General features: G+C 69.6%; 13 protein-coding genes and 1 pseudogene. 9 read left to right on the forward strand and 5 right to left on the reverse strand.

Features of this window, described 5'->3' with window-relative positions; all coding sequences use genetic code 11:
* The first annotated feature begins 8 nt into the window (after positions 1–8).
* Positions 9–1073, forward strand: coding sequence for a metallophosphoesterase (locus tag AAFO60_RS18190; RefSeq protein WP_347957646.1), 1065 nt, complete (start codon positions 9–11; stop codon positions 1071–1073).
* On the opposite strand, the gene AAFO60_RS18195 is transcribed toward AAFO60_RS18190, so the two are convergent.
* Positions 1051–1746 (reverse strand): DUF998 domain-containing protein, encoded by a 696-nt coding sequence (locus AAFO60_RS18195; protein ID WP_347957663.1) that lies wholly within the window; start codon positions 1744–1746, stop codon positions 1051–1053. The two genes, AAFO60_RS18190 and AAFO60_RS18195, sit on opposite strands and share 23 nt — an antisense overlap.
* A gap of 110 nt (positions 1747–1856) precedes the next feature.
* On the opposite strand from AAFO60_RS18195, the pseudogene AAFO60_RS18200 reads away from it, so the two are divergent.
* The 3 genes and pseudogenes from AAFO60_RS18200 (at position 1857) to AAFO60_RS18210 (ending at position 4590) form a co-directional block, all read left to right on the forward strand.
* Positions 1857–3147 (forward strand): annotated as a pseudogene (locus AAFO60_RS18200) (acetyl-CoA C-acetyltransferase).
* A gap of 228 nt (positions 3148–3375) precedes the next feature.
* Positions 3376–4218 carry a metal-dependent hydrolase gene (locus AAFO60_RS18205; protein WP_347957648.1) on the forward strand — a complete coding sequence of 281 codons (843 nt, stop codon included), beginning with the start codon at positions 3376–3378 and terminating at the stop codon, positions 4216–4218.
* Positions 4219–4491: 273 nt separating this feature from the next.
* Positions 4492–4590 (forward strand): hypothetical protein, encoded by a 99-nt coding sequence (locus AAFO60_RS18210; RefSeq protein WP_347957664.1) that lies wholly within the window; start codon positions 4492–4494, stop codon positions 4588–4590.
* Between the two features lie 86 nt (positions 4591–4676).
* Here AAFO60_RS18210 and AAFO60_RS18215 read toward each other — a convergent pair whose 3' ends face one another.
* The 4 genes from AAFO60_RS18215 to AAFO60_RS18230 all read right to left on the reverse strand — a co-directional run bounded on the left by AAFO60_RS18215 (position 4677) and on the right by AAFO60_RS18230 (position 8435).
* Positions 4677–5012, reverse strand: a complete 336-nt coding sequence (locus AAFO60_RS18215; protein ID WP_347957649.1) for a carboxymuconolactone decarboxylase family protein — start codon at positions 5010–5012, stop codon at positions 4677–4679.
* 31 nt (positions 5013–5043) lie between these two features.
* On the reverse strand, positions 5044–6618 hold the full coding sequence (locus AAFO60_RS18220; protein ID WP_347957650.1) for a PTS ascorbate transporter subunit IIC: 1575 nt from the start codon (positions 6616–6618) through the stop codon (positions 5044–5046).
* Positions 6619–6629: 11 nt separating this feature from the next.
* Positions 6630–7397: a PTS sugar transporter subunit IIA gene (locus AAFO60_RS18225; RefSeq protein WP_347957651.1), complete on the reverse strand. Its 768-nt coding sequence runs from the start codon at positions 7395–7397 to the stop codon at positions 6630–6632.
* A gap of 81 nt (positions 7398–7478) precedes the next feature.
* Positions 7479–8435, reverse strand: a complete 957-nt coding sequence (locus AAFO60_RS18230; protein WP_347957652.1) for a LysR family transcriptional regulator ArgP — start codon at positions 8433–8435, stop codon at positions 7479–7481.
* Positions 8436–8508: 73 nt separating this feature from the next.
* Between AAFO60_RS18230 and AAFO60_RS18235 the strand changes: the two genes are divergently transcribed.
* The 5 genes from AAFO60_RS18235 to AAFO60_RS18255 all read left to right on the forward strand — a co-directional run bounded on the left by AAFO60_RS18235 (position 8509) and on the right by AAFO60_RS18255 (position 12572).
* Complete coding sequence (locus AAFO60_RS18235; RefSeq protein WP_347957653.1) at positions 8509–9135, forward strand: LysE/ArgO family amino acid transporter; 627 nt, start codon at positions 8509–8511, stop codon at positions 9133–9135.
* Between the two features lie 93 nt (positions 9136–9228).
* Positions 9229–9843, forward strand: a complete 615-nt coding sequence (gene folE, locus AAFO60_RS18240) for a GTP cyclohydrolase I FolE (protein ID WP_347957654.1) — start codon at positions 9229–9231, stop codon at positions 9841–9843.
* A gap of 184 nt (positions 9844–10027) precedes the next feature.
* Positions 10028–11272 carry an NAD(P)/FAD-dependent oxidoreductase gene (locus AAFO60_RS18245; protein ID WP_347957655.1) on the forward strand — a complete coding sequence of 415 codons (1245 nt, stop codon included), beginning with the start codon at positions 10028–10030 and terminating at the stop codon, positions 11270–11272.
* Positions 11273–11335: 63 nt separating this feature from the next.
* Positions 11336–11698: an arsenate reductase (glutaredoxin) gene (gene arsC / locus AAFO60_RS18250; protein WP_347957656.1), complete on the forward strand. Its 363-nt coding sequence runs from the start codon at positions 11336–11338 to the stop codon at positions 11696–11698.
* A gap of 10 nt (positions 11699–11708) precedes the next feature.
* Positions 11709–12572: an alpha/beta fold hydrolase gene (locus AAFO60_RS18255; RefSeq protein ID WP_347957657.1), complete on the forward strand. Its 864-nt coding sequence runs from the start codon at positions 11709–11711 to the stop codon at positions 12570–12572.
* Positions 12573–12708 lie beyond the last annotated feature (136 nt).

Below are 12708 nucleotides of genomic sequence, written 5' to 3' on the forward strand. Positions count from 1 at the left end.
CACGCTCCATGACCGAGAACAGCCCCCAGCCCTCGTCCCGCGGCGTCGGCCGCCGATCGTTCCTCGCCGGCGCGGCCGCCGCGGGAGCAGTCGCCGGACTCGGCGCGACCGTCGCTCCGCGCGCCGCTGCGGCCACCCGTTTCCCCCTCCCGACCGGCGCCGACCGCGTGCACGTGCTCGTCACCGGCGATGCGGGCACCGGCGAGAAGCCCCAGTACGCGGTCACTGCAGCCGCCCGAGAGATTCACTCCGCCAAGCCCTTCGACATCGCACTGGGACTGGGCGACAACATCTACGAGGCCGGCCCCAGCGGTCCGGACGACCACCAGTTCACCACCAAGTTCGAGAAGCCGAACACCGGCCTCGACTTCCCCTGGCTGATGGCGCTGGGCAACCACGACAACACCGCGATCTTCCCCGGCGACGGCGGCTGGCTGCTTCGCGGGGACGCCGAGGTGGCCTACCACCGAGGGTCGCGCCGGTGGCACATGCCCGCGCGGTACTACTCGGTCGCCCTGGGCGTCGCCGACTTCTTCGTCCTCGACATGAACCCCCTCGCGGCGTACATCCCACCCTTCCTGTCACCGGAGTGGCAGCCGGGCGGCCACTACATGACGCGGCAGGCCGCCTGGCTCGACAGGGCGCTGCGCACGTCCACCGCACCGTGGAAGATCGTGTGCACCCATCACCCCTACGCGAACAACGGACCGCACGGTCCGGCAGGCGATTTCGACGGTCTGCCCGCCCCGCTCAACGGCGTCGAGATGAAGCGCTTCATCGAGAAGCACGTGGCCGGCCGCGCCCACTTCCTGCTGTCGGGGCACGACCACAGCCAACAGGTCCTCGAGAACGTCAGCGGACTCAAGGGCACCCGCCAGATCGTGTCCGGGGCGGCCGCCAAGTCGGTGAACGGCAAGTCGTCGAAGCGATACCGCGCGCGGTACGAGAATTACACCGACCGCGGCTTCATGACGCTCGACATCGGCGCCGACGCGGTGTCGCTGACCGCGCACGAGGTGTCGGCCACCCGACCGGGCTCGCGTCAGGCGTTCACGACGACGTATCGTCGCTGATCTCGTCGGCGGGGCTCGCTCCCGGGCCTCGCCGCGGCGTCGGCCCACCGGCCTGCCACGACGCCACCGCCACCCCCCAGAACACGAGCCACAGGCTCATCCCGCCGACTTGGATGCGCTGGGCGAGCCCGAGCCGGTAGTCGCCGCCGAGCCGGTCGGCGCCCAGCATCCAGACGGTCGCGAGCACGACGATCACGAACACGAGGCCGCCGCCGTATCGCAGCCACTGCCAGTCCCGGGCCCGCCAGGCGGCCAGCGATGCGGCGATCATCGCGATGAAGATCCCGAACACGGCGAGCGAACTGGTCAGCGCGTGGATGTGGTGCAACTGTGGCAGCAGCCCGCGGGACTGGTCGGGGCAACCGGCGTCACGGCCGGGGATGCATTCGATCGGCATCAGCGCATCGGCGATAGTCGATGCCCCGAACAGTCCGACGGCGACCGCGGCGGTGACGGAGAACCTGTTGCGCACCAGCCTCGGTGGAAACAGCAGGCCGCCCGCGGCCAGGATCGAGAAGATCCCCGTCAGCACGTCGCCCGCGACGTAGACGTTGCGGTGCGGCATGTGTGCGCTGCTCAGTTCGGACAGGAACGACCGCATGGGATCGAGCCCGGAATGCAGGAAGTAGTCCAGGACCCACGACGAGTAGCAGATCCCCGCCAGGGCCAGCATCACGCCGATGAAGGCGCACCGGGCTCGTCGTCCTTGCACAAGCACCGACTCTACCGACGCGCCGAGGCCGCCAAGAAACCTTTACATCAGTCGATGGTAGCTTTCTTCGCATGGCATCTCGCGAACTGCAGAACGTATACGTCTTGGGCGGCAATCGCATCCCGTTCGCCCGGTCGAACGGCGCGTACCTGGGCGAGACGAACCAGAGCATGCTGACCGCGACGCTCAACGGGCTCGTCGACCGGTACTCGCTGCACGAGAGCCGGCTCGGCGAAGTGGCCGGCGGCGCCGTGGTGAAGCTGGCGCGCGATCACAGCCTGACCCGCGAGGCCCTGCTCGACACCCAGCTCTCGCGCGCGACCCCCACCGTCGACGTGCAGCAGCAGTGCGCGACAGGCGGTCAGGCGGTGGTCCACATCGCCAACAAGATCGCGTGCGGGCAGATCGAGTCGGGTGTCGCCTGCGGCGCCGACACCACCTCCGATCCGCCGATCGGTTTCGGCCCCAAGCTGCGCAATCGGCTGGTCCGGGTCAACGCCGCCCGCAGTCTGAGCGACCGACTGCGTGAGGCCGCCCAGATCCCGCTGTCGCTCGATTTCGACATCCCCAGCCCGGCCGAACGTCGCACCAGCCTGGTACCCGGTGCCGCGCAGGCCATCACCGGCGCGGCGTGGGGTGTCGGTCGCGCCGAGCAGGACGCGATCGCACTCGACTCGCACCGCAATCTCGCTGCCGCCTACGACGACGGCTTCTTCGACGATCTGGTGACCCCGTTCGCCGGGCTCACCGAGGACGACAATCTGCGACGCGGCCTCACCGCCGACCGCGTCGCCGCGCTGGCGCCGTGCGTCGGCGGACCGGACGGGACGATGACGCCCGCCAATTCGACGACGCTCACCGACGGCGCGTCCGCGGTGCTGCTGGGAACCGCGAGCTGGGCGCAGCGGCGCGGGCTGACCCCGCTCGCGCGGGTGGTGGACGCGCAGAGTTGGGCGGTCGACTACGTCGACGGGGATCCGAAGACGCAGGGCGTGCTGATGGCGCCGGTCTACGCGGTGGCCGAGCTGCTGCGGCGCAACGGATTGTCGTTGCAGGACTTCGACTTCTACGAGATCCACGAGGCTTTCGCCTCGCAGGTGATCTCGACCCTCGCCGCCTGGGCCGACGACGACTTCTGCCGCACGCACTTGAATCTCGACGGTGCGCTCGGCGAGATCGATCGCACCAAGCTCAACGTCCGCGGCGGCTCGCTGGCGACCGGACACCCGTTCGGCGCCACCGGCGGTCGCATCGTGGCGACGGTCTCGAAGCTGCTTGCGGGCAAGCCGGGCTCGCGCGCCCTGATGTCGATCTGCGCGGGCAGCGGCATGGCCGGTCACGATGATTCTGGAGTCCGCGTAGCGGTTCGACTGCGCCCGCCCGGATCTCGATACACTCGCTCACTCCGTTCGCGGGCTACTCGATCACCCTGGCAGGCCGGCCGCGCAGCGACCTAGCGCAACTCCCCCAGGCCGGTCGAGTAGCGACCGAGCGAAGCGAGGCCGCGTATCGAGACCGCCCGACCGACCACTCGACGAGACGAAAGCCTTTGGCCTGCCGCACTTCTGCGTCATCACGAATTGTCAGAGGGTGCTGCAACGATGGGGCCATGACAACTCACTCGCCCGAAGGGACGGCGACCAGATGGTGATGGGGCCGACGCATGCCATGAGCGGCGCCACCGCGGGCCTGGTGATGGCGACGCTGTTGCCGCCGGAGTGGGGCGGCCCCACCTCGATCGCTGGAACCTTCGTCTTCGTCAGCGTCACCGCGGGCGCCGCCTTGCTTCCCGACCTCGACAGCCCGCAGGCCACGATCGCCCGCAGCTTCGGTCCGGCCAGCCAGGTGCTGGCCCGCGTCACGGAGAACACCGCCCAGCTGCTGCACACCGCGACGAGGTCGCCGAAGGACGCCCGCCGCCACAACGGGCACCGGACCGCCACCCACACCCTGCTGTTCGCCGTGCTCACCGGGCTGGCGACCGGCGCGGCGACGACGGCGTTCGGCAAGAGCGCGGCGATCGCGATCCTGTTCGTGACGCTCGGCCTCGCCCTGCGTGGCCTGTTTCCGAACTGGTCGAAGAAGAACGACTGGTTCCTCGTCACCGGTCTGGCCGCAGTGCTGGCCTACGCGACGTGGACCCAGTTGCCCGAGTCGGCCAGCCCGGTCGCGCTCGGTGCGGCGGTGACCGTCGGTGTCCTGACCCATCTGCTCGGCGACATGATCACCAAGCGCGGCGTTCCGCTGTTCGCCCCGCTACCGATCGGAGGTCGACGCTGGTACGACGTCCGGTTGCCGTCGCTGCTGCGGATCACCGCGTCCGGGCCCGCCGACCGATTGCTGCTGGCCGCCTGCACGGCCGCGGTGCTCGTCCTGTCGTATCTCACGGTGTTCGATCCGGCCGCACTCGGCATCGCCTGGGCCGGTCGCTGACCTCGTCACCGCCGACCGTCCCGGCTCCCGCGCCCGGGCATTGGAGGCTTCTGGCGTCATCACCGGGTATCGCGCCGCTTTGGACGCCCGCGCACTCGGCCTGACCTTCGAAGCACTCGTCTTCGTGACCATGCACGCCGCCGATCACGTCACGCTCCAAGCGTTCGAGTCTGCGGTGATCGACATCGACAACGTCCTGCAGGCGCAACGACTCTTCGGCGATCCCATTATCTGCTCCGCGTCGCAACCCGAGACCTGCCTGCCTTTCAACAGCTGTACGACGACCGTCTCGCCGGCCTCCCCGGGGTGCAGCGGCTCAGCTCCACCCTTGTGATGAAGGTTGTCGCCGACGATCGCCCGCTGCCACTGTGATCCCACCGACGCCGAGCGGGGTCCACAGTGAGGCAATGCCGCACTGTGAACCCCGTTGAGCGGTGAACTCTGCTGCCGAACGGTCGCTATTCCGGCGCGGCGTCGAACATCTTCAAGGCGAGGGTGGCGTGGGTGCCGCCGGCGCCGGCGCGCAGGGCGGCCGCGATCAGGCCGGCCTCGGCGACCTCCTCACGCGTCGCACCGGCCTTCTTGGCGGCAGCGGTGTGCGCGTCCAGGCAGTACACGCACTGGGTGACGGTGGCGCTCGCGATGGCGATCAGCTCCCGGTACTTGTGCGGGATGGCACCGTCCTCGCGGCCAACGATCGCATCGAAGTTCACCCAGGCCTTGAACTCCTCCGGGGCGGCCTTCCGCAGCTCGGAAAGGTACTTCATGTCCTCGGTGTCGTGGAAATGGGTCACGGTCTCTCCTTCGCTCTTCCGATATGGCACTTCACTGTCGTACGCGTCCCTCGGGCGGGGGCGGCGGCTTCGGTGCGCCCGCCGGCGGCGGGATCTTGCCGTAGGTGCGCGTGGCGGCCGGGCCCGCCGTGCTCGCCGCGGGCATCGCTCCACCCGAGGTCGGGCGGCCCGGGGACGGATCCCACCCGGTGTCGCCCAGCTTCTTCTGCACCAGGACGGCCAGGCCGAGGATCGCCGCACCGATCGCCAGCATCACCACCACGCCCCACACCCCGCCGATCTTTCCGGCGTTGCCGAGCAGGATGCCGTACCAGCCGAAGTCGGTGTCACCGAAGGTGGTGTTCTCGTCGCCGAAGTTGCCCAGCACCCCGAGCAGCAGGGCGGGCAGGAAGGTGATGAGCAGGCCGTTGGCGAAGGCGCCGCACACCGCGCCGACCCGGCCGCCGGTCGCGTTGCCGTACACGCCGGCGGCGCCGCCGGTGAAGAAGTGCGGCACCAGCCCGGGCAGGACCAACGCCCAACCGAACGACGGTCCGAGCCAGATGGTCAGCACCGCCAGCCCCACCAGCCCGGCGACGAAGCTGGAGATGAAGCCGATCAGGACCGCGTTCTGGGCGTAGGGGAACACGATCGGCGCATCCAGCGCGGGCACCGCACCGGGGACCACGCGTTCGGCGATGCCCTGGAAGGCGGGCACCAGTTCGCCGAGGATGGTGCGGACACCGAACAGGATCACCGCGACGGCCACGCCGAAGCCGAGCCCCTGGGTGACGCCGTTCATCAGGAAGTTGCCCATCCCGGTGGCTCCGCCCGTGCCGTCGGCCGCGGCGTAGGCCAGGAAGGCCTCGCTGCTGCCGACTCGGCCGACGTAGACCAGCGAGACGACGATGTACATGATCACCATCGACAGCGCGGTGGCGACCATCGAGTCGCGCAGGAAGCGCAGGGACTCGGGCAGCTTCAAGTCCTCGGTGGAGCGGCTGCGCTTGCCGCCGGTCCACCGGCCGACGATGCCCGAGACGACGTAGCCGAGGGTGCCGAAGTGACCGATGGCGATCGAATTGTCGCCGGTGACGCGGCGGGTCCACGGTTGCGCGATGGCGGGGAGCGCCACCATCACCACGCCGAGCAGGACACCGCCCGCGATGACGACGGTGACCGCGTTGAGTCCGCTGGTCGCCAGGACGATGGTCAGCAGCGTCGCCATGAACAGGGTGTGGTGGCCGGTGAGGAAGACGTATCGCAGCGGCGTGAAGCGGGCCAGGACGAGGCTGACGACGAAGCCGAGGATCATCAACCACGCGACCTGGGCTCCGTACTTGTTCTGCGCGATGCCGACGATGGCCTCGTTGGTCGGGACCACGCCGTGCGCGCCGGTCGCCCCCTGCAGCATGACGCCGAGCGGTTCCAGCGAGGCCACCACCAGGGTGGCGCCGGCGCCGATGAGCAGGAAGCCCAGCGTCGCCTTCAACGCGCCGCCGATGACCTCGCCGACCGACTTGCGCAGCGCGATCAGACCGACGGCGGTGATGATGCCGATGAGATACGCGGGCACCGCGAGGATCTCATTGACAATGAACTCTGCGATCGTGACCAACCAGTTCATGAGTCCTCGTTTCAGACGTCGTAGTTGGCTCGCAGCGCCGCGTCGAGTTCGGCGGTGCTGGTGAAGTTCTCGATGACGGTCACCGGGATGCCGACGTCGCCGAGGGTGCGCGCGATCTCCCCGGAGGTCAGGATCAGATCCGCGTCCTTGGCCTTGCCCTTGGCGGAGATCGTGTCGGTGGCCTCGACCGTGATGAACCTCGACCATCCCCAGCGGTCGAGCACCTGCTCGAGGGTGTTCTTCAGGAACAGGCTGGTCCCCAGGCCGTTGCCGCAGACGGTGAGGATCAGATTGGTGGGAGTGTGCGCCGGAGCCTCCGCCGCCGGCGGCGCCTGGTCGTCGAGCACCGCCATCACCTCGGCGGGCGTCAGCACCGTGTCGAGGAGTTCTCGTCGGCGGGGATCGCCGATCACCTTGGCCAGCTGGGCCATGGCCGCCGTGTGGGCTTTGGCGTCGGTCGCGGCGAGGGCCACGACGAGGTCGACGGGGTCGTTGCTGCGGTGCCCGAAGGCGACCGGTTGGGCCAGCCTGACCCACGACATGCCGGTTCGCAGCACCGCGGGCGAGGGGCGGGCGTGCGCGAACGCGAACCCGGGCGCGATGACGATGTACGGACCCTTCTCGTCGACGCTGGCGATCATCTCCGCCGTGTACTCGGCGGTCGCGACGCCGGTCGCGACCAACAGGTCGCCTGCCGCGGTGATCGCCTGCCGCCAGTCGTCGGCGGCGACGTCGAGCGAGATGGCTTCTGGACTCAACAACTCGTTCAACCCGGTCACGATACCGAGGCTATCGGCCGGCGCGCCTTCGGGGAGCGCGATTGTCGCGAACTGTTATCGACACGCGAACCGGCTCGGGCCTCATCGGCTCCCGAGCGGCCGCGCCTGCGCCGACGTGGCTCGCCGCGGCGGCACGAGACTGCGGTGGGCGTGATCGACGATGATGTCGGTGAGCGCTGCGACGGCGGGCGACCGCAGCTTCCAGTACTGCCAGAACAGGGGGACGTCGATCGGTTTGGGCGAGAGCTTCACCAGGTCGCGGCCGGTGTACTCGTCGTCGAGCTCCACCTCCGGGACCGCGCCCCAACCGATGCCCGCGGCGATGGCCCGCCGGTACTCGGCGGCCGCCGGGACGTAGTTGACCGGCGGCGACATCGGCTCGACCACCAGTTGTCGGAGCGCCTTGAGCTGCAGGTGATCGTTGCGGTCGAACATCACCATCGGCGCATACCGCAGGTCGCGGGCACGGACGCCGTCGGGCAGCCAGCGCGCCAGGTAGGCGCTCGAGGCGACCGGAAAGTACCGCAGCGAACCGAGCTCGACGGTCTGGCAGCCGCGGACCCCGATGGGATCGGAGGTCACCGCGCCGATGACGTCGCCGGCGCGCAGCAGCGCGGTGGTGACCGACTCGTCGTCGCGGTTCACGTCGAGGCACACCGCGTGCTCGTCGTGCATCTGGGCCAGGACCGGCAGGAACCAGGTGGCGAGCGAGTCGGCGTTGCACGCGATCGACAGCTCCACCCGCGGCAGGTGTCGCGGGTCGCCGTCGAATCCGGGAGCGGCGCCCAGGAGCTCGCCCCGGGCCTCGGCGACGAGGACGTCCCACTGTTCGCCGAGCCTGGCCAGGATCTCGCCGTCGGCGGTGGCGGTGACCGGTTTGGTGCGGCGAAGCAGCACGCGCCCGACCGCCGACTCGAGCGCCTTGATGCGCTGGCTCACCGCCGATGGCGTCACGTGCAGCGATGCCGCGGCGGCCTCGAAGGTCCCCTCGCGCAGCACCGCGACCAAGGTGACCAGACCTTCCGTCCCGAAATCCATAGTTAGCAACTCTAATGTTTCCTAAGAATCATTCGTTGGATTGATGGTGCGGGAGTTCTTAACGTGAACCTACGTGACCAACACGTATCTCCTCGCCCTGCTCACCGGCCTCGTCACCGGAACCGGGCTCATCATCGCCATCGGCCCGCAGAACGTCTTCGTCATCCGGCAGGGCATCAGCGGCAGTCACGTGCTGCCGGTGATCGGGGTCTGCGTGGCCTCCGACATCGTGCTGATCAGCGCGGGCACCGCCGGGCTCGGCGCCGTGGTCACCGCCCACCCGGAGATGGTGTCGGCGGCGAAACTCGTCGGCGGCGGCTACCTGATCGTGCTCGGCGCATTCGCGGCGCGGCGCGCCTGGCGGGCGGCGCCGCTCGCCACGCCCGGCGCGACCACCGAGCGGACGGCGAGCCTGTGGATGGCGCTGGGCACCGCACTAGCCCTGACCTGGCTGAACCCGCACACCTACCTCGACACCGTGCTGACCCTCGGCTCTCTCGCCAACAGCCACGCGGATGCGCGGTGGGCGTTCACCCTCGGCGCGTGCATCGCATCGCTGCTGTGGTTCCTGATGCTGGGCCTGGGCGCCCGGCGGATGGCCCCGGTGTTCGCATCGGTTCGGGCGTGGCGGGCTCTCGACACCGCGATCGCGGTGGTGATGAGCCTCCTGGGCGGCCTGCTCATCGCGTCCGCCCTGTGAACCGGTTCGCTGTCCACTTGCCAGCCGACTGCGGCGACGGCTACCGTCGCTCTATAATCAATAATTGTTGACGTTAGTGGAAGGAACTGCCGGATGACTGTGACGATCACCTCTGCAGAGTTGCGCGAGCTGAACGGCCGACCGCCGATCGACGATGCCGCCGCCGAGCGCGCCGTCGCCGACCTGCTTCGCGCCCTGGGTCGCGACCCCGAGGGGCCCCACCTGGCCGACACGCCGCGTCGGGTGGCGCACGCCTATCGCGAGATGCTGACACCGCGCGAATTCGATCTCACCACATTCCCCAACGAATCCGGGTACGACGAGCTCGTCCTCGCCCGCGACATCGAGATCCAGTCCCTGTGCGAGCACCACATGCTGCCCTTCCGGGGCGTCGCACACATCGGCTACCTGCCCGGCGGTCGCATCCTGGGACTGTCGAAACTGGCGCGCGTCGCCGAGATGTTCGCCCGCGACCTGCAGGTGCAGGAGCGGCTCACCATGCAGATCGCCGACTGGCTCGACGACCAGCTGCAGCCCCGCGGGGTGGGCGTGGTGATCGAGGCCGAGCACATGTGCATGTCGTTGCGCGGCGTCCGCTCGGCCGGTTCGTGGACCACCACCTCGGCCCTGCGCGGCCTGCTTCGCGAGAGCGGTCCCGCCCGAGCGGAGTTCCTCGAACTCACCCGCGCCCGCGCCAACCCGCGCTGACCCCCACACCACCCTCCCCCCAGCACTGATCCCGGCAGGCCCTCGACAACCCGCCCCGAACAGAGCAGATTCGAAGTAGGGACATGCCGCACCGGGCAGAACAGGCGAGTCAGGCACCCGCCGAGCGATCCTGCGCCCGTGCGAGCACCCCGTTGGCAGCAGTTTCCACCAGAAGGAGAACGCGATGTCGAATTCAGGCAACTCTTCCGCACCGGTCGTGATCATCGGCGGCGGGCTGGCCGGCGCCAAGACCGCCGAGCAGCTGCGCGAGCAGGGATACACCGGTCCGGTCACCCTCGTCAGCGGTGAGGCCGCCGCGCCGTACGAGCGTCCGCCGCTGTCGAAGGAGTTCCTCGCCGGTTCGAAGTCGTTGCCCGACTTCACCGTTCACGAGGCGCAGTGGTACGCCGAGCACGATGTGGAGCTGCGTCAGGGCGTTCGTGCCGAGGCCATCGACACCGAGGCCCGCACCGTGCGACTCGACGACGGCACCGGCCTGGACTACTCGTCGCTGGTACTGGCGACCGGTTCGACGTCGGTGCATCCGCCGATCGACGGCGCCGACGCCGACGGCGTCTACTACCTGCGCAGCATCGAGGACGCCACCGCGCTGCGCGAGACCTTCGGCGAGGGCAAGGCGCTGGCCATCATCGGCGGCGGATGGATCGGGCTGGAGGTGGCCGCCGGCGCCCGCAACGCCGGCACCGCGGTGACCGTCGTGGAAGCCGCCGACCAGCCGCTGCAGGGTCCGCTGGGACCCGAGATCGGCGCCGCGTTCGCCGATCTGCACCGGGCGCACGGCGTCGACCTGCGCACCGGACGCAAGGTCTCGGCGATCACCACCGACGCCGGTCGGGCGACCGGACTGACCTTGGACGACGGCTCCACCGTGCCCGCCGACGCCGTCCTGGTGGCCGTCGGCGCGCGGCCGGCAATCGAGCTGGCCACCGCTGCCGGGCTGGCGACCGAGGCGGGTGGTGTCCGCACCGACGCCTCGCTGCGCACCTCCGCACCGGATGTGTATGCGGTCGGCGACATCGCCGCCGCCGAACACCCCGTGCTCGGCACCGTCGTGCGGACCGAACACTGGGCCAATGCGCTCAATCAGCCGGCCGTCGCCGCCGCCGGGATCGTCGGCACCGACAGCCAGTACACCCGGATGCCGTACTTCTTCACCGACCAGTACGACTTGGGCATGGAGTACCGCGGCGACGCGACCGGGTACAGCAGGGTGATCACCCGCGGCGACGTGCCCGGATTGAACTTCCTGGCCTTCTGGGTCGACGACGCCGGTGCCGTGCTGGCCGCGATGAACGTCAACATCTGGGACGCCGGCGACGATCTGTCGGCCCTCGTCGCCGCTCGCAAGCCCGTCGACGCCGCCGCACTCGCCGACCCCGACGTCGCACTGTCTAGCCTGCTCGACTGACTTCGGTCCGGCTACCCGACCGGCCACCACCACCCGACCCGACCCGACCCGAAAGGCATCGCGATGGACGCGACGATCTACTACAACCCCAGCTGCAGCAAGTCCCGCCACGCCCTCGAGACCCTCCGCGAGGCGGGCGCCGAGGTGAACGTGGTCGAGTACTTGACCGACACCCCCGGCAAGGACGAGCTGCGCAAGCTGTTCGCGTCGGCGGGCCTGACCGCACGGGACGCGATCCGGACCGGCGAGCCGGAGTACGCCCGACTCGGCCTCGACGACGCCGACGACGAGGCCCTGCTGGAGGCGATGGTCGCGCATCCGTCGCTGATCCAGCGGCCCCTGGTGGTCACCGAGGGCGCCGTGGTGATGGCCCGAACCAAGGAGTCGATCGACGCGATGATCCACGGCCTGTCCGCGCACGAGTAGGTTCACCATCGTGAACACCCCGAGGCTGGAACTGATCACGACCGCTCCCGGCGTCCGCATCGCCGCCGCCCGGCAGGGCGCCGGTCCTGCGGTACTGCTCAGTCCCGGCCTCGGAATGCCCTCGGGCACATGGCAGTTCAGCGGATTGCCCGACGCCTTGATCGAGTCGGGGTGTTCGGTGATCACCTACACCGCGCGCGGGCTGAAGCCCTCGTCGGCGCCGCCCGCACCCTATTCGGTGGCACAGATGGCCGACGACGCCGCCGCCGTCCTCGCCCACTTCGGCGTCGACGAGGCGGTCCTCGTCGGCTATTCGATGGGTTGCTACATCACGCAGGCGCTGGTCTCGACGTGGCCGGGCCGGGTCCGCGGCGTCGCCATGGTCGCGGGCCTGCGGTCGTCGGCGATCGGCGAATTGGTGAACGAGATGGAACTGAATCTGATCGACCGTCTCGGGACCGTGCCCGACACCGTCGTCGCGTTCGAGCAGTTGATGACCACCCTGGACCCGTCGATGCTCACCGACGACGCCACCGTGCGCGGCTGGCGGCAGATGACCGAGGGCTCGCAGACCCCGTGGGCGTCCGACGACGGGCTGCGCGGCCAGCTCACCGCTTCGCACGCCTGGATGACCGCCGGCGAGCCGACCGTCGAGCGTCTGGCGGCGATCGACGCGCCGACATTGGTGATCGCCTATCAGAACGACGTCTTCTTCCCGCCCGCGGGCAGTCGCGAGGCCGCCCGGCACCTGCCCCGCGGCGAGTTCCACGTCCTCGACGGGCAGGCACACGGCGGCCTGATGCTCGACCCGCACCGCCGCGCGACGGCGCTGCTGGTCGACTTCTGCCGCCGTGTCCATCAGCCCGTGGGGTGATCGCGCCCCGGGTCTCGACGCTCTTATCGATTTTGTCAAGCGGTGGGGGCTGGTTGTGGGCTGTTGTCTTCGAGGTAGCGGTAGATGTCTCGGGTGACGTAGCGCATGACGGCGCGGCGGGCCATTTTGGGTGTCT

The organism is Gordonia aichiensis, assembly GCF_039946255.1.
GTDB lineage: Bacteria > Actinomycetota > Actinomycetes > Mycobacteriales > Mycobacteriaceae > Gordonia > Gordonia aichiensis_A.